Origin of the sequence: Beutenbergia cavernae DSM 12333 (assembly GCF_000023105.1) — a bacterium.
GTDB classification, from domain to species: Bacteria; Actinomycetota; Actinomycetes; order Actinomycetales; family Beutenbergiaceae; genus Beutenbergia; species Beutenbergia cavernae.
The window spans coordinates 2,473,525-2,499,134 of record NC_012669.1 but is presented as its reverse complement, the minus strand read 5'-3'; the positions used below and the strand labels follow the sequence as shown (position 1 = coordinate 2,499,134).

The 25,610-nt window shown below is 72.5% G+C and carries 20 protein-coding genes and 1 tRNA gene; 13 read left to right on the top strand and 8 right to left on the bottom strand.

Annotation, left to right across the window (positions count from 1 at the left end; all coding sequences use genetic code 11):
- Positions 1-50: 50 nt before the first annotated feature.
- The 6 genes from gltB to BCAV_RS11145 all read left to right on the top strand — a co-directional run bounded on the left by gltB (position 51) and on the right by BCAV_RS11145 (position 9,585).
- The gene (gene gltB / locus BCAV_RS11170; RefSeq protein WP_015882708.1) at positions 51-4,601 is read left to right on the top strand and encodes a glutamate synthase large subunit; all 4,551 of its coding nucleotides are present in this window, start codon (positions 51-53) and stop codon (positions 4,599-4,601) included.
- Positions 4,594-6,060, top strand: coding sequence for a glutamate synthase subunit beta (locus BCAV_RS11165; protein WP_015882707.1), 1,467 nt, complete (start codon positions 4,594-4,596; stop codon positions 6,058-6,060). The genes gltB and BCAV_RS11165 overlap by 8 nt, the downstream gene beginning before the upstream one ends.
- A gap of 87 nt (positions 6,061-6,147) precedes the next feature.
- Positions 6,148-7,572, top strand: coding sequence for a pyruvate kinase (gene pyk / locus BCAV_RS11160; protein WP_015882706.1), 1,425 nt, complete (start codon positions 6,148-6,150; stop codon positions 7,570-7,572).
- Positions 7,572-8,276, top strand: a complete 705-nt coding sequence (locus BCAV_RS11155) for a hypothetical protein (RefSeq protein ID WP_015882705.1) — start codon at positions 7,572-7,574, stop codon at positions 8,274-8,276. The genes pyk and BCAV_RS11155 overlap by 1 nt, the downstream gene beginning before the upstream one ends.
- On the top strand, positions 8,273-8,932 hold the full coding sequence (locus BCAV_RS11150; protein ID WP_015882704.1) for a hypothetical protein: 660 nt from the start codon (positions 8,273-8,275) through the stop codon (positions 8,930-8,932). The genes BCAV_RS11155 and BCAV_RS11150 overlap by 4 nt, the downstream gene beginning before the upstream one ends.
- Entirely contained in the window at positions 8,929-9,585 is a 657-nt protein-coding gene (locus BCAV_RS11145) for a hypothetical protein (RefSeq protein ID WP_015882703.1), read from the top strand. Before BCAV_RS11150 ends, BCAV_RS11145 begins: the two co-directional genes overlap by 4 nt.
- Here the strand turns inward: BCAV_RS11145 and BCAV_RS11140 are convergent.
- Positions 9,572-10,999 carry a serine/threonine-protein kinase gene (locus BCAV_RS11140; protein ID WP_015882702.1) on the bottom strand — a complete coding sequence of 476 codons (1,428 nt, stop codon included), beginning with the start codon at positions 10,997-10,999 and terminating at the stop codon, positions 9,572-9,574. The genes BCAV_RS11145 and BCAV_RS11140 overlap by 14 nt on opposite strands.
- A gap of 185 nt (positions 11,000-11,184) precedes the next feature.
- Between BCAV_RS11140 and BCAV_RS11135 the strand changes: the two genes are divergently transcribed.
- Entirely contained in the window at positions 11,185-11,577 is a 393-nt protein-coding gene (locus BCAV_RS11135) for a YciI family protein (protein WP_245529038.1), read from the top strand.
- The gene (locus BCAV_RS11130) at positions 11,577-12,830 is read left to right on the top strand and encodes an RNA polymerase sigma factor (RefSeq protein WP_015882700.1); all 1,254 of its coding nucleotides are present in this window, start codon (positions 11,577-11,579) and stop codon (positions 12,828-12,830) included. Before BCAV_RS11135 ends, BCAV_RS11130 begins: the two co-directional genes overlap by 1 nt.
- A 27-nt stretch (positions 12,831-12,857) precedes the next feature.
- On the opposite strand, the gene BCAV_RS11125 is transcribed toward BCAV_RS11130, so the two are convergent.
- Positions 12,858-12,931: transfer RNA gene (locus BCAV_RS11125), tRNA-Leu, on the bottom strand.
- Positions 12,932-13,023: 92 nt separating this feature from the next.
- Between BCAV_RS11125 and BCAV_RS11120 the strand changes: the two genes are divergently transcribed.
- Both BCAV_RS11120 and BCAV_RS11115 read left to right on the top strand, forming a co-directional pair.
- The gene (locus BCAV_RS11120) at positions 13,024-13,617 is read left to right on the top strand and encodes an ANTAR domain-containing response regulator (RefSeq protein WP_245529037.1); all 594 of its coding nucleotides are present in this window, start codon (positions 13,024-13,026) and stop codon (positions 13,615-13,617) included.
- A gap of 137 nt (positions 13,618-13,754) precedes the next feature.
- Positions 13,755-15,035, top strand: a complete 1,281-nt coding sequence (locus BCAV_RS11115; protein ID WP_015882698.1) for an ABC transporter substrate-binding protein — start codon at positions 13,755-13,757, stop codon at positions 15,033-15,035.
- Between the two features lie 81 nt (positions 15,036-15,116).
- On the opposite strand, the gene BCAV_RS11110 is transcribed toward BCAV_RS11115, so the two are convergent.
- From BCAV_RS11110 to BCAV_RS11095, 4 genes are read right to left on the bottom strand one after another with little or no spacing between them, the layout of a single operon-like run.
- Positions 15,117-15,932 carry an ABC transporter ATP-binding protein gene (locus BCAV_RS11110; protein ID WP_015882697.1) on the bottom strand — a complete coding sequence of 272 codons (816 nt, stop codon included), beginning with the start codon at positions 15,930-15,932 and terminating at the stop codon, positions 15,117-15,119.
- On the bottom strand, positions 15,929-16,861 hold the full coding sequence (locus tag BCAV_RS11105) for an ABC transporter ATP-binding protein (protein WP_015882696.1): 933 nt from the start codon (positions 16,859-16,861) through the stop codon (positions 15,929-15,931). Before BCAV_RS11105 ends, BCAV_RS11110 begins: the two co-directional genes overlap by 4 nt.
- Positions 16,851-17,837 (bottom strand): branched-chain amino acid ABC transporter permease, encoded by a 987-nt coding sequence (locus BCAV_RS11100; RefSeq protein ID WP_015882695.1) that lies wholly within the window; start codon positions 17,835-17,837, stop codon positions 16,851-16,853. Before BCAV_RS11100 ends, BCAV_RS11105 begins: the two co-directional genes overlap by 11 nt.
- An 11-nt stretch (positions 17,838-17,848) precedes the next feature.
- Positions 17,849-19,327 (bottom strand): branched-chain amino acid ABC transporter permease, encoded by a 1,479-nt coding sequence (locus BCAV_RS11095; protein ID WP_015882694.1) that lies wholly within the window; start codon positions 19,325-19,327, stop codon positions 17,849-17,851.
- Between the two features lie 369 nt (positions 19,328-19,696).
- Between BCAV_RS11095 and BCAV_RS11090 the strand changes: the two genes are divergently transcribed.
- A complete protein-coding gene (locus tag BCAV_RS11090; protein WP_050761722.1) occupies positions 19,697-20,281 on the top strand; it encodes a GNAT family N-acetyltransferase in 585 nt (194 codons plus the stop codon).
- On the opposite strand, the gene BCAV_RS11085 is transcribed toward BCAV_RS11090, so the two are convergent.
- Entirely contained in the window at positions 20,191-20,595 is a 405-nt protein-coding gene (locus BCAV_RS11085; RefSeq protein WP_043347034.1) for a hotdog fold thioesterase, read from the bottom strand. The genes BCAV_RS11090 and BCAV_RS11085 overlap by 91 nt on opposite strands.
- A 106-nt stretch (positions 20,596-20,701) precedes the next feature.
- On the opposite strand from BCAV_RS11085, the gene polA reads away from it, so the two are divergent.
- A complete protein-coding gene (polA, locus tag BCAV_RS11080) occupies positions 20,702-23,434 on the top strand; it encodes a DNA polymerase I (protein ID WP_015882692.1) in 2,733 nt (910 codons plus the stop codon).
- Positions 23,435-23,511: 77 nt separating this feature from the next.
- The gene (locus BCAV_RS11075; RefSeq protein ID WP_015882691.1) at positions 23,512-24,699 is read left to right on the top strand and encodes an anhydro-N-acetylmuramic acid kinase; all 1,188 of its coding nucleotides are present in this window, start codon (positions 23,512-23,514) and stop codon (positions 24,697-24,699) included.
- Here the strand turns inward: BCAV_RS11075 and BCAV_RS11070 are convergent.
- A complete protein-coding gene (locus tag BCAV_RS11070) occupies positions 24,696-25,529 on the bottom strand; it encodes a class I SAM-dependent methyltransferase (RefSeq protein ID WP_015882690.1) in 834 nt (277 codons plus the stop codon). The genes BCAV_RS11075 and BCAV_RS11070 overlap by 4 nt on opposite strands.
- Between the last annotated feature and the right edge of the window lie 81 nt (positions 25,530-25,610).

The window sequence follows — 25,610 nt, the reverse complement described above, 5'->3', positions numbered from 1 at the left end:
CACGAAGGGCCGACGGCGTCCCGATCACCCACGAGTAGGACGGTCGCTGGATGCAGCACGAACGTGTCACCGCGCCGCCCGCCACGGGCCTGTACGACCCGGCGGCGGAGCATGACGCCTGTGGTGTCGCCTTTGTGGCGACGCTGCGCGGCACGCCCGGACGCGACATCGTCGACGCCGGCCTGACGGCGCTCCTCAACCTCGACCACCGCGGTGCGGTGGGCGCCGAGCCGAACAGCGGCGACGGCGCGGGCATCCTCACGCAGATCCCCGACGCGTTCCTGCGGGACGTCGTCGACGCCGAGCTGCCGGCGGCCGGACGGTACGCCGTCGGCCTCGCGTTCCTCCCGGCCGACGACGCCGCGGCGGCCGACGTGCAGCGTCGGATCGGCGAGATCGCCGCCGAGGAGCTGCTCGACGTGCTCGCCTGGCGCGACGTGCCGGTCACGAGCTCGCTCGTCGGGCCGACAGCACTGGCGTGCATGCCGACGTTCCGCCAGCTCGTGGTGGCCGACCCGGACCGCGAGCTCGCCGGTCTGGAGCTGGACCAGCGCGCGTACCGCCTGCGCAAGCGTGTCGAGCGCGAGCTCGACGTGTACTTCGCGTCGCTGTCGGCGCGCACGCTCGTGTACAAGGGCATGCTGACGACGGCGCAGCTGGAGCCGTTCTTCCCCGACCTGTCGGACCCGCGGTACGCGAGCGAGCTCGCTCTCGTGCACTCCCGCTTCTCCACGAACACGTTCCCGTCGTGGCCGCTGGCGCAGCCGTTCCGCATGGTGGCGCACAACGGCGAGATCAACACCGTGCGCGGCAACCGGAACTGGATCGCCGCGCGCGAGGGGACGCTCGGGAGCTCGGTGCTGGGCGACCTCGCCCCGCTGCTCCCCGTGTGCACCCCCGGCGCCTCCGACTCGGCGACGTTCGACGAGGTCGTCGAGCTCCTGCACCTCGCGGGCCGGTCGTTGCCGCACGCCGTCCTCATGATGATCCCGGAGGCGTGGGAGAACCACGCGACGATGGATCCGGACGTCCGCGCGTTCTACGAGTACCACGCGACGCTCATGGAGCCGTGGGACGGCCCGGCGTGCCTCACGTTCACCGACGGCGAGCTCATCGGCGCCGTGCTCGACCGCAACGGCCTGCGTCCGGGCCGGTACTGGGTGACCGAGGACGGTCTGGTGGTTCTCGCGAGCGAGGCCGGCGTGCTCGACATCGACCCGGCGACGGTCGTCAGCAAGGGGCGCCTCGAGCCCGGGAAGATGTTCCTCGTCGACACGGGTGCGGGCCGGATCGTCCCCAACCACGAGATCAAGGCGTCGCTCGCCGCGGCGAAGCCGTACGCCCGCTGGGTCGAGGAGAACTCGGTCTACCTCGACCAGCTCCCGGAGCGCGAGCACGTCAGCCACTCCCCGGCGTCGGTCCTGCGCCGTCAGCGGACCTTCGGGTACACGGAGGAGGAGCTGCGGATCCTGCTCCGGCCGATGGCCGCCACGGGCGGTGAGGCGCTCGGCGCGATGGGCACCGACACGCCCGTCGCTGTGCTCTCGCAGCGACCGCGCATCCTGTTCGACTACTTCACGCAGATGTTCGCGCAGGTCACGAACCCCCCGCTCGACGCGATCCGCGAGGAGCTCGTGACGTCGATCGCCGGGGCGATCGGTCCGGAGCCGAACCTCCTCGTCGACACGCCGCTGCACGCTCGCAAGCTCGTGCTGCCGTTCCCGGTGATCGACAACGACCAGATCGCGAAGATCGTCCGCATCGACCGGGACCCGGAGCTCATCGGCGTCTTCCGGTCGGTCGTGGTGCGCGGCACGTACGCCGTGCACGGCGGCGCCGAGGCGCTGCGCGCGCGCCTCGAGGCGATCTTCACCCAGGTGGACCGCGCCGTCGCCAACGGCGCGAGCTTCATCATCCTGTCGGACCGCGACTCCGACGCCGAGCACGCGCCGATCCCGTCGTTGCTGCTGCTCAGCGCCGTCCACCACCACCTGCTGCGGCGGCACACCCGCACCCAGGTCTCGCTCGTCGTCGAGGCGGGCGACGTGCGCGAGGTGCACCACGTCGCGCTGCTCATCGGCTACGGCGCCGCGGCCGTGAACCCGTACCTGGCGATGGAGACGGTCGAGGAGCTCGCGCAGTCCGGGTACCTCGAGGTCACGCCGGCGACGGCGGTGGCGAACCTCATCAAGGCGCTCGGCAAGGGCGTGCTGAAGGTCATGAGCAAGATGGGGATCTCGACGATCTCCTCGTACCGCGGCGCCCAGGTGTTCGAGGCCGTCGGCCTGTCCCAGGAGCTCGTGGACGCCTACTTCACCGGGACGACGTCGCGCCTCGACGGGATCGGGCTCGACGTGGTCGCGGCCGAGGTGGCGGCGCGTCACGCCGACGCGTACCCGCCGTCGGGCAACCACCAGGCGCACACCAGGCTCGACGTCGGAGGCGAGTACCAGTGGCGGCGCGACGCCGAGGAGCACCTCTTCGACCCGGAGACCGTGTTCCGGCTCCAGCACGCGACGCGCGCGCGACGCTTCGACATCTTCCGGCAGTACACGGAGCGGGTGGACGGCCAGTCCGAGCGCCTCATGACGCTGCGGGGCCTGCTCCGCTTCTCGCCCGACCGCGAGCCGGTGCCGCTGGACGAGGTCGAGCCCGTCTCGGAGATCGTCAAGCGGTTCAACACCGGGGCGATGTCGTACGGCTCGATCTCCGCGGAGGCGCACGAGACGCTCGCCCGGGCGATGAACGCGCTCGGCGGACGCTCCAACACGGGCGAGGGCGGCGAGGACCCGGAGCGCCTCCACGACCCGGCACGCCGCTCGCGCGTCAAGCAGGTGGCGTCGGGCCGGTTCGGCGTGACCGCCGAGTACCTCACGCACGCCGACGACATCCAGATCAAGCTCGCCCAGGGGGCGAAGCCGGGCGAGGGCGGCCAGCTGCCGGGGCACAAGGTGTACCCGTGGGTGGCGCGCACCCGGCACTCCACGCCGGGGGTGGGACTCATCTCCCCGCCGCCGCACCACGACATCTACTCGATCGAGGACCTGGCCCAGCTCATCCACGACCTGAAGAACGCGAACCCGCTCGCCCGGGTGCACGTCAAGCTCGTGAGCGAGTTCGGCGTCGGGACCGTCGCGGCCGGCGTCTCGAAGGCGCACGCCGACGTCGTCCTCATCTCGGGGCACGACGGCGGTACGGGCGCGAGTCCCCTCACGTCGCTCAAGCACGCCGGCACGCCGTGGGAGATCGGGCTCGCGGAGACGCAGCAGACCCTCGTGCTCAACAACCTGCGCGACCGGATCGTCGTCCAGGTCGACGGCCAGATGAAGACGGGCCGCGACGTCGTCGTCGCCGCACTGCTCGGCGCGGAGGAGTACGGGTTCGCGACGGCGCCCATGGTCGTCTCGGGCTGCATCATGATGCGCGTCTGCCACCTCGACACGTGCCCCGTGGGTGTCGCCACGCAGAACCCGGAGCTCCGGGCGCGGTTCAGCGGCAAGCCCGAGTTCGTCGTCACGTTCTTCGAGTACATCGCGCAGGAGGTGCGCGAGCACCTGGCCGCGCTCGGGTTCCGGACGCTCGAGGAGGCGATCGGGCAGGTCCAGGCGCTCGACGCCGACCGTGCCGTCGACCACTGGAAGGCCCGCGGTCTCGATCTCGGGCCGGTGCTCGAGCGTCCGCAGCCCGTCCCGGGCTCGTCGCTGCGCCACACGCACGAGCAGGACCACGGCCTCGAGGCGGCGCTCGACCGCCAGCTGATCGCGATGAGCGAGGACGCGCTGGAGCGCGGTGAACCCGTGCGCATCGCGCTCGGCGTGCGCAACGTCAACCGCACGGTGGGCACGATGCTCGGTCACGAGATCGCGAAGCGCCACGGCGACGCCGGCCTGGCCGCGGACACGATCGACGTCACCCTCACCGGGTCGGCGGGGCAGTCGTTCGGCGCGTTCATCCCGAGCGGCCTCACGCTGCGGCTGTACGGCGACGCGAACGACTACGTCGCCAAGGGCCTGTCCGGTGGCCGCATCGTGGTGCGACCGGACCGTGCCGCCCGGTTCGCGCCGGCCGACCACGTCATCGCCGGCAACGTCGTGGCCTACGGGGCCACCGCGGGCGAGGTGTTCCTCTCCGGGCTCGCGGGCGAGCGGTTCGCCGTCCGCAACTCGGGTGCGACGCTCGTCGTGGAGGGTGTCGGCGACCACGGCTGCGAGTACATGACCGGTGGGACGGTGCTCGTGCTCGGCCCCACGGGCCGCAACTTCGGAGCGGGCATGTCGGGCGGCGTGGCGTACGTCGTCGACCTCGACGAGCGCCGCATGAACTCGGCCGCCCTCGCCACGGGGGAGCTGCTGCTCTCGCCACCCGACGCCGACGACGCCGAGCGGATCGAGGCGCTGCTGCGGCGGCATGTCGAGGAGACGTCGTCGCCCGTGGGTGCCGCCTTGCTCTCGGACCTCGAGGGCACGCTCGCCCGGGTCACGCGCGTCCTGCCCGCCGAGTACGCCCGCGTCCGGGACGCGATGGCCCGGGCCACAGCAGAAGGCCTCGACCCGACGTCGCCGGGCGTGTGGGAGCAGATCCTGGAGGTGTCCCATGGCTGACCCCCGCGGTTTCCTCAAGGTCCGCGACCGGGAGCTCCCCCTCTCGCGTCCGGTGCCGATCCGGCTGATGGACTGGCAGGAGGTCCACGCGCACCGCGCGGAGGACTCGCCGATGCTCACGCGGCAGGCCGGGCGCTGCATGGACTGCGGCATCCCGTTCTGCCACCAGGGCTGCCCGCTCGGCAACCTCATCCCGGACTGGAACGACCTCGTGTGGCGCGGCCAGTGGGCCGACGCGAGCGAGCGCCTCCACGCCACGAACAACTTTCCGGAGTTCACGGGTCGCATCTGCCCGGCGCCGTGCGAGAACGCGTGCGTGCTCGGCATCAACCAGCCGGCCGTGACGATCAAGAACATCGAGGTCTCGATCATCGACGAGGCGTTCGCCCGCGGGCTCGTGACGCCGCAGGTGCCGCAGCGGCTCACGGGCAGCACGGTCGCCGTCGTCGGATCCGGACCGGCCGGGCTGGCGGCCGCGCAGCAGCTCACGCGCGCGGGCCACACGGTCGTGGTGTTCGAGAAGGACGACGCGATCGGCGGCCTGCTGCGGTACGGCGTGCCGGACTTCAAGCTGGAGAAGCACCACATCGACCGCCGGGTCGCGCAGATGGAGGCCGAGGGCACGCGGTTCCGCCCCGGCACCCGGATCGGCTCGGACCTCACGTGGGACGAGCTGCGGACCCGCTTCGACGCCGTCGTCGTGGCCACCGGGGCGTCCCTCGCGCGGGAGCTGCCCGTGCCGGGCCGCGAGCTCGACGGCGTCGTCCTCGCGATGGACTACCTCCACCAGGCCAACGCGGTGGTCGCCGGCCGGGACGTGCCGGACCAGATCCACGCCGGCGGCAAGCACGTCATCATCATCGGCGGCGGGGACACGGGCTCCGACTGCCTGGGGACCGCGCTGCGCCACGGTGCCGCATCGGTCACGACCCTCGCGATCGGCAAGCAGCCGCCGTACGAGCGGCCGCCGCACCAGCCCTGGCCGACGACGCCGCTCGTGTTCGAGGTCTCGACCTCGCACGAGGAGGGCGGAACGCGTGAGTTCCTCGCGTCGACGGTGGAGCTCGTCGCTGACGCCGACGGCCACGTGACGATGCTGCGCGTGGCCGAGACCGAGTACCTCGACGACGGCCGGCGCGTGCCCCGCCCGGGCACCGAGCGGGAGATCCCCGCCGACCTCGTGCTCGTCGCCATGGGGTTCTCCGGTCCGGAGACGGCCGACGTGACGGCGCAGCTCGGCCTCGGAGTGTCCCCGCGCGGGCCGTTCGAGCGGGACGAGCAGTACCGGTCCACGGTCCCCGGGGTGTACGTGGCGGGCGACGCCGGCCGCGGCCAGTCGCTCATCGTGTGGGCGATCGCCGAGGGCCGGGCGGTCGCGGCCGAGGTCGACGCGTACCTCACGGGCAGCACCGAGCTGCCGGCGCCGGTGCGCCCGTCGTCGCAGCCGATCGCCGTCTGAGGCCCGACGCCGGGAGGCGCGGTCCGCCGCTGCCCGCCTGGTGGCCGGCGGCGTGATCGGCTGCTCACGGCAACTAGGCTGTGCCCCATGCGTAGAGCCAAGATCGTCTGCACCCTCGGCCCAGCGACGGAGTCGCCCGAGATGGTCCAGGCGCTCGTCGACGCGGGCATGGACGTGGCCCGCATCAACCGGAGTCACGGGGAAGCCGACGAGCACGCCAGGGTCATCGAGCGGGTCCGTGCCGCTGCCACTGCCGCCGGCCGCGCCGTCGCGATCCTCGTCGACCTCCAGGGTCCGAAGATCCGCCTCGGCCGCTTCGTGGACGGGAAGCACGAGCTCGCCGAGGGCGACGTGTTCACGATCACCACGGACGACGTGCCCGGTACGAAGGAGCGCGTCTCGACGACGTACCCGGGGCTGCCCGGTGACTGCAAGCCGGGCGACGTCATCCTCATCGACGACGGGCGCGTCGCGGTCCGTGTCGTCGAGGTGACGGCGACCGACGTCGTCACGCGCGTCGAGGTGCCGGGGCCGGTCTCGAACAACAAGGGCCTCAACCTGCCGGGTGTCGCCGTGAGCGTGCCGGCGATGAGCGAGAAGGACATCGAGGACCTGCGGTGGGGCCTGCGCCTGAAGGCGGACTTCATCGCGCTCTCGTTCGTGCGGTCGGCCGCCGACTACGACGACGTGAGCCGGATCATGGACGAGGAGGGCTACCGGGCCCCCGTCATCGCCAAGATCGAGAAGCCGCAGGCGGTCGAGAACCTCACGGAGATCGTCGACGCGTTCGACGGCATCATGGTGGCGCGCGGCGACCTCGGCGTGGAGCTGCCGCTCGAGCAGGTCCCGCTCGTCCAGAAGAGCGCGATCGACCTGGCTCGGCGCAACGCGAAGCCGGTCATCGTCGCGACGCAGGTGCTGGACTCCATGATCAGCTCGCCGCGCCCGACGCGCGCCGAGACGTCGGACTGCGCGAACGCGGTGCTCGACGGCGCCGACGCGGTCATGCTGTCCGGCGAGACGAGCGTGGGGGACTACCCGATCGAGTGCGTGCGCACGATGGCGCGCATCATCGAGAACACCGAGGACCACGGCCTCGAGCGCATGGCGAAGGCGACCTGGACGCCGCACACCCGCGGCGGCGTCATCACCCGCGCCGCCAACGAGATCGGCGAGACGCTCGGGGTCAAGTACCTCGTGACGTTCACGCAGTCCGGCGACTCGGCCCGCCGCATGTCGCGCCTGCGGTCCTCGCTGCCGCTGCTCGCGTTCACGCCGATGCCCGAGGTCCGCCGCCAGCTCGCCCTCAGCTGGGGGGTCCAGACCTACCTGGTGCCCGAGGTCGCGCACACGGACGACATGGTCGAACAGGTCGACACGACGCTGGCCGCGGGTGGCCTCGCGCAGCAGGGCGACCGGGTCGTGATCGTGTCCGGGGCGCCCCCCGGCAAGCCCGGCACCACGAACTCGATCCGCGTGCACGCCATCGGCGAGGACTCCGAGCGCCGCTGATGAGGCGCGCGGGGGCGGGCCGTCGTGCGGCGGCGGCGCTGGCTGCCGCCGTCCTCGGCGTGCTCGTGCTCGCCGGCTGCGGAGCGGACGGAAACCCGTTCGGCGGCGGTCCGGAGGATCCCGCACCGACGGGTGCCGCCCCTGATCCGGACCGCCCGCAGCGCACGATCCCGCCGAACTTCGCGGAGTGCGGCGAGGAGGAGCCGAAGGACGGCGAGCTGGTCGCCGACGTCGACCTGCGCAACATGACGGCCGATCCGCCGCCCGGGTTCGAGGAGTCGGGCGGCTACCACGAGGACAACCCGGTCGAGGGCGAGTGGACGGGCCTCTACTTCGTGCCCACCACGCAGCAGGACACCCTCGACGTCATCAACATCGTCGTGTATCCGCAGATGGAGCTCGGGCCGCTCACGATCACGTGCGACCAGGTGTCGCGGGCGGAGATCGAGCGACGCATCGAGCAGTACCACGAGATCAACGGCGCCGACGTGATCGAGTCGTCGGAGTTCGTCACGGTGGCCGGGCTGCCGGCGGTCCGCGAGGTCGTGCACCTCCCGGACTCCGGGTACTCCGGCTACTCCTACCGTGGCTACTGGATCTTCGGGCGCGGCCAGGTCGCGCACGTGTACTGCCAGTGGGTGGTCGACCAGGCCACGATCGAGCGCGGCTGCGACGACCTGATCGCGTCCCTGCGCGTGTCATGAGAGCGCGCACGGGTGCCGTCGTCGCCGCCGTCGTCGCGTCGCTCGCCCTGCTGCTCGCTGCGTGTGTGCCGGACACCCCGGAGCCGCCCGACCCCGCGGACGCGGCGTCCACGGAGCCGGACAGCGCGCCGTCGAGCTCCGGCAAGCCGCCCGGTGCTTCCGGCGCCGGTCCCTGCGGCGACCCACGGGTCGACCTCACCCAGGTGGCGTGGGAGTGGCCCGCGGGATTCACCGAGTCGACGGCATACAGCCAGGTCGTGCCGCTCGGCACCGAGCAGGTGTACGGCACGGCCGTGCCCGACGCGTCCGAGCTCACGCTCGACGTGCTCGCCGTCGTCGTCTACGGGGACGTGCCCACGCAGGAGCCGACGGCGAAGCAGCCCGACCGCATCACGTGCGCCGAGCAGGCGGCGCCGACGCTGGACGAGATCCACGCCGCGCTGGACGCCACGGTGCTCGAGGGACCCGTCGAGACCGAGGTCGCCGGCCTGCCGGCCGTCTGGGAGGTCCTCGATCAGCCGGGCGGGTACCGGTACGAGGCGATCTGGGTGCCGTCCGGGGACCAGCTGCTGCTCCTCGAGTGCCAGTGGGAGCACTCCGAGGACCTGATCCGGGACGCGTGCGACGACCTGCTCGCGTCGGTGCGGTTGCCGTGAGACGCACGGCCGCCGTCGTCGGCGCGTTCCTCGCCCTGCTCGCGCTGACGGCGTGCGTCCCGGACGACCCCACCGGCGACCCGACGTCGGGCGGTCCCGGGTCGGCGTCGTCGTCCTCGGACGGGCAGCACCGCACGCCGAAGCCCAACCAGCTGTGCGACACCGCGGACAAGGGCGAGCACGATCTGCCCGAGGTCGACTTCGCCGACGTGCAGTGGACAGTGCCGTCGGGGTTCGTCTCCTCGAGCGCGTACTCGGAGGAGTTCCCGCTCGAGGGCGACTACATCGGTCTGTACGCGGGACCCGACGACGGGATCGACACGCTCAACGCGCTCGGGATCGTCGTCTACCCGCAGCTCGAGCTCGGTCCCCTCATGGACGCGTGCAGCAGGATCAGCGACGAGGCCATCGATGCGCGCCTGGCGCAGTACCACGAGATCGCGCCGTCGACGGTGCTGGAGGGCCCCGACCGGACCGAGGTCGCCGGGCTCCCGGCCGTCATGGAGGTCCTGGAGCTGCCCGACTACTCGTGGCGGACCTACTGGATCTTCGGGCGGGACCAGATGATGCAGGTCGTGTGCCAGTGGACGGACCACCGCGATCGCGTCGAAGCCGCGTGCGTGGACCTCGTCGCGAGCATCAGGTTCGGCTGAGCGCCGCACCGATCAGCCGCGCGGTCGTGCTCGGCAGCGCGGAGGCGTCGAGCGGCGCGGCGACGGCGTTGACCACGAGGCCGGCGATGATGACGACGACGAGCAGCGCGACGAGCCCGATGAGCGTGAGCACCCACCAGGGCTGCTCCGACGTCCAGGAACGTCGTGCCGGTGCCCACTGCTGCGCCGCCGCGGCCGGTCGGGCGGGCGCGGGCTGCGCCTGGGTGCCGGGGCCGACCTGGGTGCCAGGACCGACCTGGGGGCCGGGGCTCGCCGGCCGGGGAGCGGCACGACCGGGCGGCGGCGAGTGGTGGCCGGGCGGCGGGGTGTAGTGGCCGCGCGAGGGCGTGCGGTGCTCGACGGCGGGAGGGGGCCCGGCCGGCGTCGTGTGCAGCGCCCGCGCGGCGGCCGCCTGCGCCGGGTGGTGGGCGTCCTGCCGCAGCTTCGCCGCGGAAACTTCCTCGGCGGACGGTCCGGGCGCGACCTCGATCGACGTCGGGGGGAGTCCGAGCTCGACCTCGACCGACTGCAGCGCCCGCGCCATCGCGAGCGTCGACGAGAAGCGCTGGGTCCGCTCAATGGCCATGCCCTGGCGCAGCACCCGGACCAGCGGCGGCGGGAGGTCGGGACGGGTGAACGGAGCGATCCGGCCGGCGAGGATCCGCTGCACCATCGCCACGCCGTGGGACGGCTCCCCGGGCATCTCGTGGGGGGACCGCCCGTGGAGCAGGCTGTACAGCGTGGCGGCCAGCGCGTAGCGGTCGCTGCGGGAGTCCGACGTCGGTGGCGTGTGCAGCGTCTCGGGCGCGGCCCAGGGCAGGCTCAGCCCGATCTCCGAGCCCATGTCCTCGAGGGACGACGCCGTGGCGTAGACGCTCGCCTTCGCCATCGTCGCCTCGGGGAACTCCTCGTCCACGGCGGAGATGCCGAAGTCCGTGAGGACCGCCGACCCGTATTCGCTGATGAGCACGTTGGCCGGCTTGATGTCGCGGTGCACGATGCCCGCGCGGTGCGCCGTCTCCAGCGCGGTGGCGAGCTTGACGCCGATCTGGAGCACGCGTGGGACGTCGAGCGGGTTCTTGCGGTAGACAGCCCCGAGGCTGCCCCCGGGGTAGTACTCGAGGACCAGGAACGGCTGCCCGTCTGCGGTGACGCCGGCGGAGTGGATCGAGGCGATCGTGGGGTGGCTCGACAGGCGCGCCATGAGGTTCACCTCGGCGGTGAACTGGCGGCGCGTGGACTCCGTGAGGGACTCCGTGCGGAGCACCTTGATGGCCACCTCTCGGCGCGGGAGGTCCTGCCGGTAGAGGTAGACGTCGGAGAACCCGCCCGTGCCGACGAGGCGGATGAACTCGAAGCCGGGAATGCGCGGGGCGGGGGTGGAGTCGCCGACCGCGGGCGTGGAGCCGTTCATCCCACCTCCGCCAGTCCGGGCCTGTGCCCGCCCCACCCTAGGGCACCTGGGGCCGGGCCAGGGGCGTTCGCCCAGGGCGAACACTGCGTAGGCTCTCCCGCGTGTCCGGTCGGCGTCGCCGGCACCGACATCCCGGTGAACGGCGCCCGCCGGGTGCCCCTCGGGAGGAGAGAACCGTGAAGTACATGATCATGCTGTACGGCTCGCAGCAGGACTACGACGTCCTCGGTGGGAGGCCGACGGAGAAGCCCGCGATGTCCGAGGAGGAGGTCGCCGCGATGCACGCCTACATGGGGCGCCTGCACGAGGAGCTCGCGGCGTCCGGCGAGCTCGTCGACGGCCGAGGTCTGACGGCCCCGGTGCACGCGCGGCGCGTGCGGGTGCGGGCCGGTGCGCCGGTCGTCACCGACGGTCCCTACGCGGAGACGGAGGAGGTGCTCGCCGGGTTCACCGTCGTGGACTGCACGAGCTTCGACCGCGCGTGCGAGATCGCCGCGAGGTTCGTCAACCCCGACGCCGACGGCGAGTACGTCGACGTCCGCCCGGTCGCCGAGGGTGCGGACGAGCTGGACCTCTGATGCCCGAGGCCGAGGACCTGCTGCGCGACCTCACGCCGCGGGTTCTCGGCGCGCTCGTGCGCCGGTACGGCAACTTCGCCACGGCCGAGGACGCGGTGCAGGAGGCGCTCCTCGTCGCGGCGACGCGCTGGCCGGTCGACGGGGTGCCGGAGGATCCCAGCGCCTGGCTCGTGCGGGTCGCCTCGCGCCGGCTCACCGACCTGCTCAGGAGCGACCAGGCGCGTCGACGCCGGGAGGAGCGCGTGGCGTCGTGGACCGTGGCCGCGCCGGGGGAGTCCGGCCCGCCCTCGGACGGCGGTGCACCGTCGGGGGACGAGGACGACTCGCTCGTTCTCCTGCTCATGTGCTGCCATCCCGCCCTGACGCCGGCGTCGCAGATCGCCCTCACGCTGCGCGCCGTCGGCGGGCTCACGACGGCGGAGATCGCCCGGGCGTTCCTCGTGCCCGAGGCGACGATGACGCGGCGGATCAGCCGGGCGAAGACCCAGGTCCGCGACAGGGGGGCGCGGTTCGCGCTGCCGGGTCCGGACGAGCTCCCCGGGCGGCTCGACGCCGTCCTCCACGTCGTCTACCTGGTCTTCCGCGAGGGCTACGCGGCGACGACAGGCCCGGCGCTGCAGCGCACCGAGCTCGCGGCCGAGGCGATCCGGTTGGCGCGGCTGGTGCGCCGGTCCGTCCCCGACCACGCGGAGGCGGCGGGACTGCTCGCCCTGCTGCTCCTCACCCACGCCCGGCGGGCGGCGCGCACGGACGACGTCGGGCGGCTCGTCCCGATGGCCGAGCAGGACCGGTCGCGATGGGACGCCGAGATGATCGCGGAAGGCGTCGCGCTCGTGGCGCTGACGCTGCCTCGAGGCCCGGTCGGTCCCTACCAGGTGCAGGCGGCGATCGCCGCCCTGCACGACGAGGCGCGGGACGCGGACAGCACCGACTGGCCGCAGATCCTCGCGCTGTACGAGGTGCTGGTGGAGATGGAGCCGAGCCCCGTCGCAGCGCTCGGCCACGTCGTCGCGGTGGCCATGGTCGACGGTCCGGCGGCGGGGCTCGCGCAGCTGGACCTCGCCGAGGCGGCCGGCTCCCTGCCCCAGGACCACCGGCCGCTCGCGGTGCGCGCGCACCTGCTCGAGCAGCTCGGCGACCTCGACGCCGCGAGGTCCGCGTACGAGGTGGCGGCCGGTCGGGCGATGCACCCGGCGCAACAGCGCTACCTGCGTGCCCGGGCGGCGGCGGCCGGCGTGCGTTCGGTCACATGACGGCGCGACGGTCCTGAGCGCGCGCGGTGCCCCGAGTGGGATTCGAACCCACACTGTGCCGGGTTTGAGCCGACTGCCTCTGCCAGTTGGGCTATCGGGGCGGACGAAGCACTAGGCTAACGCCGTGAGCACGGACGAGACGCAGACCCCCGCAGAAGACAGCGAGACCTCAGGTGGGACCCAGGCCGACGGCATCGGCCGCGGCCGGCGCGTCGTCGTCGCCGAGGACGAGGCTCTGATCCGCCTCGATGTCGTCGAGACCCTGACCGAGGCCGGGTTCGACGTCGTCGGCGAGGCGGGCGACGGCGAGACCGCCGTCCAGCTGGCCACCGACCTCAAGCCCGACCTCGTCGTGATGGACGTGAAGATGCCCGTCCTCGACGGGATCTCCGCCGCCGAGCGCATCGGCAAGGACCGCATCGCCCCGGTGGTGCTCCTGACGGCGTTCTCCCAGACCGAGCTGGTCGAGAGGGCGCGCGACGCCGGCGCGATGGCGTACGTCGTCAAGCCCTTCACGCAGGCCGACCTGCTGCCCGCGATCGAGATCGCCCTGCACCGGCACTCCGAGATCGTGGCGCTCGAGTCCGAGGTCGCCGACCTCGCCGAGCGGTTCGAGACCCGCAAGCGGGTGGACCGCGCGAAGGGGCTCCTCATGACGAAGATGGGCCTCACGGAGCCCGAGTCGTTCCGGTGGATCCAGAAGACGTCGATGGACCGCCGGCTGACGATGCGTGAGGTGGCGGACGCCGTCATCGAGCAGGTGGGTGCGGGCGGCTCACCCAGCTGATCCCGCTGGTCGCAGGTCACAACTTCGCAACATCTCGCCCGGACGTGTCGGTTGTCACATGGGCGACACACGCGGAGACTAGGTTTCCCGGCACGCCGCACCACGAGGGTGGTGCGCCGGAACGAAGGAGACCTGCGATGAGTCGATCCTTGCGGATCGTGCAGACGGCGGCCATGGCCGGCGCCGTTGCACTTGTGCTGGCCGCGTGCGGCGGCGGTGGCGACGGCGGCGGGGAGGAGACGGCCGGCGACGGCGACGGCGAAGGTAGCGCCGAGGCCCTGGTCGTCGGCACGCTCCTGCCGCAGACCGGGTCCCTGTCCCAGCTTGGCCCGCCGGAGATCGCCGGCGTCGACCTGGCGGTCGAGGAGATCAACGGCGCCGGCGGCGTGCTCGGTGCGGACGTGAGCGTGGAGCACACCGACTCCTCCGACGCGGACAACGCTGCCGTTGCCACGCAGTCGGTGCAGACGCTGCTCGGGGCGAACGTGCCGGTCATCATCGGCGCGGCGTCCTCCCAGGTCACGCTGAACGTCATCGACGACGTCGTCGGCGCGGAGGTCGTGCAGATCTCGCCGGCGAACACGGCGACCGACCTGTCCGGGTACAGCGAGTTCTTCTTCCGGACCGCTCCGCCGGACTCGGTCCAGGGCAGCGCCCTGGGGAACCTCATCCTCGGTGACGGGCACCTCAACCTCGGCATCCTCGTGTTCAACGAGGCGTACGGGACCGGCCTGCGCGACGTCGTGCAGGGCGTGGTGGAGGAGGGCGGCGGAACCGTGACGTACGGGACGGCGGGTCAGGAGTTCTCGCCGACCGAGCAGAACTACGCGGCCATCGTCGGCGAGGTGCTCGCGACGAACCCGGACGCCATCACGATCCTCGCGTTCACGACGCAGACGCCGCTCATCATCGCTGAGCTCGTCAACGCCGGCTGGGACATGGCGAACACGTACTTCGTCGACGGCAACCTCACGCAGTTCGGCACCGAGTTCGAGCCGGGCACGCTCGAGGGCGCACAGGGCACGCTGCCCGGCGCGTTCCCGACCGAGGACTTCCAGGCCCGTCTGCTCGAGATCGATGACGGGCTCACCGACTTCTCGTACGCCGCCGAGGCCTACGACGCCACGATGCTCGCCGCTCTCGCGGCGGTGCGCGGCGGCGGCACCGACGGCCCGACGATCCAGGAGAACATGGCGGCCGTCTCCGGGGCCGACGGCGGCACCGAGTGCACCGGCTTCGAGGAGTGCGCCGGCCTGCTCGACGACGGCGAGGACATCGCGTACCAGGCGGTGTCCGGCGCGGGTCCGTTCAACGAGAACAACGACCCGTCCTCCGCCAACATCGGCATCTACCTCTTCGACGCGGAGAACATGTACTCGTTCCAGCGGGCGGAGTTCGGCGAGGTGCCCACCGAGTAACGGCTCACGGCACGCACGAGACGCGGCCCCCGGCGGATCATCCGCCGGGGGCCGCGTCGTGGGGTGCGACGTTCGTGCGGGTCAGTCGTCGGCGGTGTCGTCGTGGGCGGTGGGGGAGTCACGCTCGACGTCGGTGGCGAGCGTGCCGAGATAGAGCTCCACGACCTTCGGGTCGTGCATGAGCTGCCGGCCCGGGCCCGAGTAGGCGTTGGTGCCCTGGTCGAGCACGTAGGCCCGGTCGCAGATCTGCAGGCAGCGCCGGGCGTTCTGCTCGACGATGACCACCGACACGCCGGCCTTGTTGATGCGCCGGGTGCGGAGGAACGTCTCGTCCTGCCGCACGGGTGACAGCCCCGCGGACGGCTCGTCGAGCAGGATCACCGACGGCTCCATCATGAGCGCGCGCGCCATGGCGACCATCTGCCGCTCCCCGCCGGACAGCGAGCCGGCACGCAGCCGGCGTCGGGGCCCCAGCTCGGGGAACAGGCCGAGGACCACCTCGAGCCGGGCGGCGAACCGTGCCGGAGCCTGGTACAGCCCCATCTGCAGGTTCTCCTCGATGGTGAGCGAGGGGAAGACGTTGTTCGTCTGGGGCACGTACCCGATGCCGCGTCGGACGAGGTCGTCGGCGCGCGCGTTGGTGATGTCCGCTCCGGCGAGCGTCACGCGTCCGGACCGCACGGAGACGAGCCCGAACAGGGCCTTGAGCAGCGTGGACTTGCCGGCACCGTTGGGTCCGATGATGCCGACGAGCTCGCCGGGGTGCAGCACCAACGAGCACCCGCGAAGGATGTCGACGCCGGTCAGGTACCCGGCCGTGAGGTCGTCGGCGAACAGGAGCGGTTCACCCGCCGGGGCGCCGCGGTGCGGGTCGGTGGTGCGGGTGACGGTGGTCATGAGCGGTCCTCCCCGGGGCCGACGTCGGCCTCCGCCTCGGCCTCCCGCGTGATGCGGGAGTCCTCCTCCAGCAGGGCGTCGTCGCCGAGGTCGGTGTCGTGGTGCGCCCCGAGGTACGCGTCGACGACCGCCCGGTCGCCCATGACCTCGGCCGGTGGGCCCTCCGCGACGATCTCGCCCTGCGCCATGACCACCACCCAGTCGGAGATGTGCCGCACCATGTGCATGTCGTGCTCGACGAACAGGACGGTCATGCCGTCGTCGCGCAGCGCGGTGATGTGACCGAGCAGCGACTGGGTCAGCGCCGGGTTCACCCCGGCCATCGGCTCGTCGAGCATCACCATGACGGGATCGCTCATGAGGGCCCGCGCCATCTCGAGAAGCTTGCGCTGGCCACCCGAGAGCGAGCCGGCGAAGTCCTGCGCCTTCTCCTCGAGCCGGAACCGTTCGAGCAGCGTCATCGCCTTGTCGGTGATCTCGCTCTCGCGCGAGCGCCAGGCGGGCCGCACGAGCGAGACGAAGAGGTTCTCACCCGGCTGCTCGCGCGCCCCGAGCCGCATGTTGTCGAGCACCGTCATCCTGCTCAGCGCCTTGGTGAGCTGGAACGTGCGCACCATGCCGCGCCGCGCGACCTGCGCCGCTGGGGTGCCGGCGAGCGTGCGTCCCTCGAAGGACCACGTCCCGTGGTTGGCCTTGTCGAACCCCGTCATGAGATTGAAGAACGTCGTCTTCCCGGCGCCGTTCGGCCCGATGAGCGCGGTGATCGCGTGTCGCTGCACCTCGAGGTGGGCCACGTCGACGGCGAGCACGCCACCGAACTGGCGCGTGACGCCGTCGGCCACGAGGATCGGGTCCGGCTTCGCGGACCCGGGCACCCGGGGGACGCCGGCGAAACCCTGGCCGGCGTGGGCGGGGGACTCAGCGGTCATGGATCGCGAGCTCCTTCTTGTCGCCGAGGATGCCCTGTGGTCTGAAGATCACGAGCAGCATGAGCGTGATGCCCACGAGCACCCACCCGAACTGCTCGATCTCGATCACCGACATCACCTGTTCCGGGATGACACCTCGCATGAGGCCGCGCACGAACACGAGCGTCCCCCAGAACAGCATCGACCCCAGCACGGGTCCGAACACCGTCGCGGCGCCTCCGAGCAGCAGGATCGTCCACGTGTAGAACGTCACCGGTCGGCCGAGGGAGTCCGGTTGGATCGCGCCCGGCAGCACGAAGATGATCCCGGCGAGCGCTCCGAGGCCACCGCCGAGCACGAGGGCCTGCATCTTGTAGCTGTACACGTTCTTCCCGAGCGAGCGGACGGCGTCCTCGTCCTCCCGGATGCCCTTGAGCACGCGGCCCCACGGGCTGCGGATCAGCAGGTACACGAGGAAGCACGCGAGGGCCACGAGCGTCCATCCGACGATGCGCAGCCACCAGCTGTTCGACGCGTTGACGGGCAGGGTGAGGAACAGGAACGTCCACCGTTCGTCCGGGAACGGCGACGCCCCCTGGAACGTGTGCTTGAACGAGTTGCCGAGCAGGCCGTTCGACGCTCCGGTGATGTCCTCGAGCGCCGTCGACCGGCCCACGAGGCGCACGATCTCGGCGGCCGCGATCGTGACGATGGCGAGGTAGTCGCCGCGGAGCTTGAGCGTCGGCAGGCCGAGGATCAGCGCGAACACCACACCGGACCCGATGGCCACGAGCACGGCCGCCCACAGCGGCCAGCCGGCGATCGTCGAGATGCCGAACCCGTACGCGCCGACCAGCATGAACCCCGCCTGGCCCATGTTGATGAGGCCGGTCAGCCCGAAGTGGATGTTCAGGCCGATGGCGGCGAGCGCGTAGGCCGCCGCGGTCGGCGAGATCATCTCCGCGACGATCGAGGTGGCGAGAGCCGAGAAGTCCATGGATGCCTCCGCTACCCCACGCGTTCCGCGCGGCCGAGGATGCCCTGCGGACGGAACAGCAGGACGAGGATGAGGATGACGAGCGCGCTCGCGTAGCGCATGTCGCTCGGGAGGACGAGGGTGGAGAGCTCGACGACGAGCCCGATGGCGATGGACCCCACGAGCGCTCCCATGGCGGCGCCGAGCCCGCCGAGCGTGACGGCGGCGAACATGAGCAGCAGCAGGGTGGTCCCGGTGTTCCACCGCGTCGCGTTGAGGTAGAGCCCGAGCAGGGTGCCGCCGAGGGCGGCGAGTGCCGCGCCCGTCACCCAGACGCCGCGCACGATGGACTCCACGTCGATCCCCGACGCCGAGGCGAGGGCGGGGTTGTCCGAGACGGCGCGGGTGGCCCGCCCGACGCGGGTGGCGAGCAGCACGTACGCCATCGCCGCCAGGACGACGACGGCGATCCCCACCGAGATCGCCGACGTCTGGGTGATGCGGACGGGTCCGAGGTCGATGATCGGCGGGTTCGCCGTGCTGATGCGCAGCGGGTTGCCGCCGACGATGAGGTGCAGGGCGTACTGCAGGGCGACGGCGAGACCGATGGTCACGATCATCTGCTGCGTGATCCCGACGCCGCGGCGGCGCAGCGGCGCCCACAGCACCGCGTTCTGGGCGTACCCCATGATCGCGCCGACCACGACGGCGACGAGGCCCGCGAGGAAGAGGGAGAGCCCCCACCACTGGGCGGCGATGTACGCGACGATGCCCCCGAGCGTGACGAGCTCGCCGTGCGAGAAGTTCGAGAGCCCCGTCGTCCCGTAGATGAGGGACAGGCCGACGGAGGCGAGCGCCAGGAGCAGACCGAAGACGAGGCCGCTCAGCGTCAGCTGCAGCACGCGGGTCCCGAGGTCGCCGCCGCTCGCCGCGGTCTCCGCGCTCTCGGTGACGCCGCCCTCGTCGCCGGAGCCGGCGGGCGGCGCCGTCGTCTGGTCGTCCTCGCCCTCGTCGGTGGCCGCCTCGGTGGGCTCGCCCCCGCCGGTCGGGGGCCCGAGCGGGAACGCCGCGGCGACGGTCGACCCGAGGTTCGCCGTGACCGTCCGCGGGTTCGCGCCGGGGTCGCGCAGGGTCTCGCCGGCGGGGAGGGTCGCGGTGTCGAGCTCGACGACGTACTCGCCCGCCTCGGTGATGGCCACGGCCCAGCGGCCGTCGTCACCGGTCGTCGCCGTGAGCTCCTCCGGACCGCCGGTCACCGTGATGACGATCCCGGCTGCGCCCTCGCCGGCCTCGGTACGGATCGTCCCCGTGATGCAGGCCGTCTCGGCGTCCGGCACGCAGCCCGCCGGCTGGGCCGCAGCCGGCCCCGCGGACACGTTCAGCAGCGCGAGGACGGCCAGCGCGAGCGTGACGGCGACCACGAGGGGGCCGTGCCACCGCCGGGGAGGGCCCAGGGCGACACGTCGCCCGACGGCGCGTCGACCCTCGGGCCGCAGGACGCGTGGGTGCACTGGTGCTCCTGTTCCGCCGGTCCCGGGCCGCGTCGGCCGGGTGGTGCAGGCCAACCTAGGCTCTCCGGGATGCCTAGGTCCCGTCAACGTAGGGCCGAGATGTATCGGTTCGGTAACACGGAGGTCTCGTCGCGGAGGCACCAGGGGGCGTAGTGTGGCGACCCGCAGGGACCTCTCCGCCGCTGGGGTGCGCGGCTGCGCGACGGCGGGAGGCCGGGGGCACGAGCTGGTCCACGACCGATGTGGAGGGTTGGTTCGGTGTCTCGAACGGGAGCGACCGTGCGTGCGGCGGGTGTCGAGGATCTCGACGACCTGGCGTCGATCTGTCTTCAGGCGCGCGACGAGTCGCCATTGAGTGCTCATCTGTGCGTGCCGCAGTCGTCCCAGGTGCTCGGAGAGCAGCTGCGGGCGATGCTCGGGTCCCCGGACGCGCACGTCGCGGTCGCGGAGCGTGACGGCGAGGTCGTCGCGGCCGCCATCGCCCAGGTGCTGCGGCCAGGGCTCTTCGCCGATCTCACGTGGGTCCAGGTGGAGATGCTCTACGTGCTGCGCGAGCACCGCCGCCACGGCGTGGGCCGGGTCCTGCTCAGCTTCCTCGCGGCGCTCGCGCTCGCCGAGGGCGCCGAGCGGATCGTCACGCTTCCGGTGAGCGGTGCCCGCAGCGAGCAGCGGTTCCTGGCGCAGCTCGGGTTCGCCGCGGCGGGCAGCCGACGCGTCGCCGACACGCAGGTCCTGCTGCGCCGGCTCGAGCCGGACGGCCCGCGCCGTGACCGGCGCGGTCTCGAGACGCTCATCGCGCGTCGTCGGCGCAGCCGGGGGCTGGACCCGACACCGGCGAGCGGGTTGGCGCTGGCGGGTTCGCGTCAGGCTCCGGGGACGCCCGCGAGGAGCATGCAGGTGAGTCGCGCTGAGCAGACCAGCCTGCCGAGCTCGTCGGTGACCTCGATCCCGTAGCTCGCCGTCGACCGCCCGCGGTGGAGCGCACGAGCAACACCGGTGACGACGCCGTCCCGGGCGCCCCGGTGATGGGTCGCGTTGAGCTCGAGCCCGACGGCGGCGCGTCCGGCTCCCGCGTGCAGCGTGGCCGCGAACGAGCCGAGGGTCTCGGCGAGCGCCGCCGTCGCCCCGCCGTGCAGCAGCCCGTACGGCTGCGTGTTGCCGGCCACGGGCATCGTCCCGACGACGCGGTCCGGCGTCGCCTCGACGATCTCGATGCCGAGCCGTTCGATGAGCGTGCCGGCGGTCTGGGCGCGCACCCCCGCGAGCATCTCCTCGGGTGTGGGGGCCGCCGGAGTCTCACGACTCTGCTCGTCGGTCGCGATCCTCCTGCGCTCGTTCCTCGCTGTCGGAGTCTCGCTCGATGGCTTGTCGGACATGGCCCCTAGGCTGGCACCCGTGACCGACGACGCGCCAACCTCCGCGACCACGAACGCCTCGGTGCCCAGAGGCCGCCTCCTGCTGATCGACGGTCATTCGATGGCGTACCGGGCGTTCTTCGCGCTGCCCGTGGAGAACTTCTCGACGACGTCCGGGCAGCCGACGAACGCCGTGTACGGCTTCACGTCGATGCTCATCAACCTCCTGCGGGACGAGGACCCGACACATGTGGCGGTCGCGTGGGACGTCGCGCGCACCACGTTCCGCACCGAGGTCTACGCGGAGTACAAGGGCACGCGCGACGCGACGCCCGAGCCGTTCCGGGGCCAGGTGCCGCTCATCCAGGAGGTGCTCACGGCGCTCCGGATCCCGTCGATGTCCAAGGACGACGTCGAGGCCGACGACGTCATCGCCACGCTCGCCGGGCAGGCCGAGCAGGCCGGGCTCGACGTGCTCGTGTGCTCCGGGGACCGGGACACGTTCCAGCTCGTGTCCGACGCCGTCACCGTCCTCTACCCGCGCAAGGGAGTCTCGGACCTCGTCCGGATGTCACCGGCCGCGGTGGAGGAGAAGTACGGTCTGGCGCCCGCCCTCTACCCGGACCTCGCGGCGCTGGTCGGCGAGACGAGCGACAACCTGCCCGGCGTGCCGGGCGTGGGGCCGAAGACCGCCGCGAAGTGGATCCTCGCGCACGGCGGACTCGACGGCGTCATCGCGGCGGCGGACCAGATCACCGGCAAGGCGGGGGAGAACCTCCGCGCGCACCTCGACCAGGTGATCCTCAACCGGCGGCTGAACCGGCTCCTCACCGACGTCGAGCTGCCGATCGCCGTCGACGACCTCGCCCGGTCGGAGATCGACCGCGAGGCGACGCACGAGGTGTTCGACGCGCTGCAGTTCCGTGTGCTGCGCGACCGCCTGTTCGAGTACCTCCCCGACGCGACGGCGCCGACCGACGTGGCCGAGCTCGCCGCGGAGGTGGAGGTGCTGGCGCCCGGCGGCCTCGAGGCCTGGCTGGCAGGTCGGTCCGGGGCGCTGCTCGGGCTGGAGGTCAGGGGGTCGGTGCAGCAGGGGAGCGGCGACGCGTGGGCGCTGGCGATCGCCGACGCCGACGGCGCCGCCCTGGGGATCGACCTCGCCGAGATCGATCCCGCGGACGAGAAGGTCCTCGCACAGTGGCTCGCGGACCCGGAGGCGCCGAAGGCCGTGCACGACGCGAAGCCCGCCTGGCACGCGCTCACCGGCCGCGGGCTCGAGGTGCGCGGCGTCGTCATGGACACAGCGCTCGCGGCCTACCTGTGCCACCCCGACCAGCGTTCGTACGACCTCGCGGATCTCGTGGTGCGGTACCTGCACCGCGAGCTCCCGCGCACGGATCTGGACGAGACCGGTCAGGGGATGCTCGACCTCGACGCGGACTCCGGGGCGAAGAGCGCCGGAGCGCGGGCCGTCGCCGTCGTCGAGCTCGCCGGACCTCTCGCGGAGGAGGTCGCCGACCGCGGCGCGCAGGCGCTGCTCGAGGACGTCGAGCTGCCGCTGCTGCGCACGCTCGCCGAGATGGAGCACGACGGGATCGGCGCCGATGTCGAGTACCTGCGGGGCATCGAGCGGGAGTTCGACGCCGTCGTCGAGCGCGCGGCGCTGGGCGCCTACGAGGCGATCGGGCGCCAGGTCAACCTCGGCTCCCCGAAGCAGCTGCAGGAGGTGCTCTTCGACGACCTCGGGATGCCGAAGACCCGGCGCACGAAGACGGGCTACACCACCGACGCCGACGCGCTCGCGGACCTGTACGTGAAGACGGAGCACCCGTTTCTCGAGCACCTCCTCGCCCACCGCGAGGCGATCCGGCTGCGGCAGACCGTCGAGGGCCTGTTGCGCTCGGTCGCGCCGGACGGACGCATCCACACGACGTTCCAGCAGACGATCGCCGCGACCGGGCGCCTGTCCTCCGCCGACCCGAACCTGCAGAACATCCCGATCCGTACCGAGGAGGGGTACCGGATCCGGGAGGGCTTCGTCGTCGGCGAGGGCTACGAGACGCTGCTCACGGCCGACTACTCGCAGATCGAGATGCGGATCATGGCGCACCTGTCGGGCGACGAGGGCCTCATCGAGGCGTTCCGCTCCGGCGAGGACCTGCACAGCTACGTCGGGTCACGCGTGTTCGGGGTGCCGACCGACGAGGTGACGTCGGCGATGCGTTCGAAGATCAAGGCGATGTCGTACGGACTGGCGTACGGGCTCTCCGCGTTCGGCCTGTCGAAGCAGCTGAGCATCGACGTGGCCGAGGCGCGCACCCTGATGGACGACTACTTCGACAGGTTCGGCGGCGTCCGCGACTACCTGTCCGGCGTCGTCGCCCAGGCGCGCCAGGTGGGGTACACCGAGACCCTCATGGGCCGGCGCCGGTACCTGCCCGATCTCACGAGCGACAACCGGCAACGCCGCGAGATGGCGGAGCGGATGGCGCTCAACGCGCCGATCCAGGGCAGCGCGGCCGACCTCATCAAGGTGGCGATGCTCGGGGTGCACCGGCAGATGGGGGAGGCCGGGATGTCCTCCCGGCTGCTTCTCCAGGTGCACGACGAGCTCGTGCTCGAGGTGGCGCCGGGGGAGCGGGAGGCACTGGAGGAGCTCGTCCGCGCACAGATGGGGGCGGCCGCCGAGCTCTCGGTCCCGCTCGACGTCTCGGTCGGGACGGGTCGCAGCTGGCGCGAGGCGGGGCATTGACGGATCCGGTCGGTGGCCCCGGCGGCGACGTGGGGGCCGGCGCGGGCGCCTCCGCGGCGGCGTCGCCCGCGGCACCGATGCGGGTGCTCGGCATGATCTCCGGGACCTCGCACGACGGGATCGACGTCGCGGTGGTGCGATTCACGCTCGACGCGGGCGGCGCCCAGCTGCGCGGCGTCGTCGAGCACGCGACGACCGTGCCGTACCCGACGGCGCTGCGCGCCCGGGTGGCCGGAGCACTGCCCCCGGCGCAGGTCGGGATGGCCGAGGTGTGCGCCCTGGACGCGGACCTGGGCCACGCGTTCGCCGACGCCGCCGCGGAGGCGGCAGCCGCACCGGACGTCCCGGAGCCGCCCGATCTCGTGTGCTCGCACGGCCAGACGATGTACCACTGGGTGGCCGAGGGCAGCGCGCTCGGCACGCTCCAGCTCGGGTCGCCCGCGTGGATCGCGGAGCGGCTCGGCGTGCCGGTCGTCGCGGACGTGCGCATCCGGGACGTCACCGCGGGCGGGCAGGGCGCGCCGCTCGTCCCGCTGCTCGACGAGCTGCTGCTGGCGGGCGCGAGCGGCCGGACCGCCGTCCTCAACCTCGGCGGGATCGCGAACGTCACGGTGGTCGGTGACGGTGCCGACCCGGTCGCGTACGACGTCGGCCCGGCGAACGCGCTCATCGACGCGGCGGTCGCCGCGGCGGGCCGGGGAGCCTACGACGCCGACGGGGCTCTCGCCGCGGCCGGACGCGTGCACGCACCCCTGCTCGACGCGCTGCTGACGGAGCCGTACTACGCGCGCCGGCCGCCGAAGAGCACCGGGAAGGAGCTGTTCGACCCGGGGTACGTCGACCGCGTCCGGCGCGGGGCGGGCGGTGCCGCCGCCGCCGACCTGTCGCTCGAGGACCTGGTGTCGACGCTCACCGAGCTCACGGCTCGGGTCGTCGCCCAGGACGTCCGGCGGCTCGACGTGGCGCGCCTCGTGGTCTCGGGCGGGGGCGTGCGCAACCCGGTGCTGCTCGGCGCGCTGACGGCTGCCGTGCCCGGCGTCGAGGTGGTTCCCTCCGATGCGTTCGGGGTGTCGGTGGACCACAAGGAGGCCGTCGCGTTCGCGCTCCTCGGCTGGTTCACCGCCCACGGCCTCCCCGCCTCGGTGCCCAGCGCCACGGGGGCCTCCGGTGCCCGGGTCCTCGGGTCCGTGACACCCGGCGCAGGACCGCTCCGGCTCCCGACGCCGCTGTCCACCGCGCCGTCGCGTCTGCGGCTGACGAGCTAGCGGAGCTCGCAGACGAAGATCGCCGTCCCGGGCAGCACCGCACCGCGCTCCGCGCTCCACCCGCCCCACACCTCGTCGTGACCGTCGGGCCACTCCGGTTCCACCAGGTCCAGCAGCCGGAAGCCCGCGCCGACGACGTCCCGCACGTGGTCCCCGAGCGTCCGGTGGAACTCGGCGTACAGCACGTCCCCGGAGTCGCCGAGCTCGACGTAGGGCCGGCGATCGAAGTACGAGCGGGTGACGGTGAGACCGCCCGGCCCGGGATCGTCGGGGAAGGCCCAACGGACCGGATGGGTGACGGAGAAGACCCAGCGACCGCCGTCGCGCAGGACGCGCGCCACCTCGCGATGGATCGCGTCGGCGTCCGGGACGAACGGGATGGCGCCGTACGCCGTGAACGCGACGTCGAACGAGCCGGCGGCGAACGGGAGCGCCCGCGCGTCGGCCTGGACGAGCGGCACGCTCGTGCCCGTGCGGTCGTCCGCCCGGCGCGCGGCGTCGAGCATCCCCGCCGACACGTCCGTGCCGACGGCCGACGCCCCGGCGCCGGCCGCCCACCGCGCCCCCTGCGCGGCGCCGCACCCGATCTCCAGCACCCGGGCGCCGCGCAGGGCGCCGGCGGGGCCCAGCAGCCGAGCGTCCTGCTCGCGGAGCCCCTCCGGCCCCCAGCACAGGTCGGCGTCGCCGAGGAACGCACCGTGCTCGGACTCGTACTCCCGCGCGTTCGCGTCCCACCACGCGCGGGACGCACCCCCCGCCTGGGCGGATCCGCGAGGGTCGAGTCGGCGGTACCCGGCGTCCGCCAGATGCTCGCGCTCAGGTGCGGTCATGGAGAAGTTTGTGCTCGTTTCGTCATCTGTTCGTGACATCCGTCGTCTAGGGTCGGTCATCTGTCGGGTTCGACGAGGAAC

Excerpts from the sequence above, each read along its gene's own strand:
- BCAV_RS11140 (WP_015882702.1), bottom strand. The coding sequence starts at position 10,999 with ATGAACGGCTCCACGCCCGCGGTCGGCGACTCCACCCCCGCCCCGCGC.
- BCAV_RS11165 (WP_015882707.1), top strand. The coding sequence starts at position 4,594 with ATGGCTGACCCCCGCGGTTTCCTCAAGGTCCGCGACCGGGAGCTCCCC.
- gltB (WP_015882708.1), top strand. The coding sequence starts at position 51 with ATGCAGCACGAACGTGTCACCGCGCCGCCCGCCACGGGCCTGTACGAC.
- polA (WP_015882692.1), top strand. The coding sequence starts at position 20,702 with ATGGCCCCTAGGCTGGCACCCGTGACCGACGACGCGCCAACCTCCGCG.
- pyk (WP_015882706.1), top strand. The coding sequence starts at position 6,148 with ATGCGTAGAGCCAAGATCGTCTGCACCCTCGGCCCAGCGACGGAGTCG.
- BCAV_RS11115 (WP_015882698.1), top strand. The coding sequence starts at position 13,755 with ATGAGTCGATCCTTGCGGATCGTGCAGACGGCGGCCATGGCCGGCGCC.
- BCAV_RS11100 (WP_015882695.1), bottom strand. The coding sequence starts at position 17,837 with ATGGACTTCTCGGCTCTCGCCACCTCGATCGTCGCGGAGATGATCTCG.
- BCAV_RS11070 (WP_015882690.1), bottom strand. The coding sequence starts at position 25,529 with ATGACCGCACCTGAGCGCGAGCATCTGGCGGACGCCGGGTACCGCCGA.
- BCAV_RS11105 (WP_015882696.1), bottom strand. The coding sequence starts at position 16,861 with ATGACCGCTGAGTCCCCCGCCCACGCCGGCCAGGGTTTCGCCGGCGTC.
- BCAV_RS11075 (WP_015882691.1), top strand. The coding sequence starts at position 23,512 with ATGCGGGTGCTCGGCATGATCTCCGGGACCTCGCACGACGGGATCGAC.
- BCAV_RS11135 (WP_245529038.1), top strand. The coding sequence starts at position 11,185 with ATGATCATGCTGTACGGCTCGCAGCAGGACTACGACGTCCTCGGTGGG.
- BCAV_RS11085 (WP_043347034.1), bottom strand. The coding sequence starts at position 20,595 with ATGCTCGCGGGGGTGCGCGCCCAGACCGCCGGCACGCTCATCGAACGG.
- BCAV_RS11155 (WP_015882705.1), top strand. The coding sequence starts at position 7,572 with ATGAGGCGCGCGGGGGCGGGCCGTCGTGCGGCGGCGGCGCTGGCTGCC.
- BCAV_RS11130 (WP_015882700.1), top strand. The coding sequence starts at position 11,577 with ATGCCCGAGGCCGAGGACCTGCTGCGCGACCTCACGCCGCGGGTTCTC.
- BCAV_RS11110 (WP_015882697.1), bottom strand. The coding sequence starts at position 15,932 with ATGACCACCGTCACCCGCACCACCGACCCGCACCGCGGCGCCCCGGCG.
- BCAV_RS11150 (WP_015882704.1), top strand. The coding sequence starts at position 8,273 with ATGAGAGCGCGCACGGGTGCCGTCGTCGCCGCCGTCGTCGCGTCGCTC.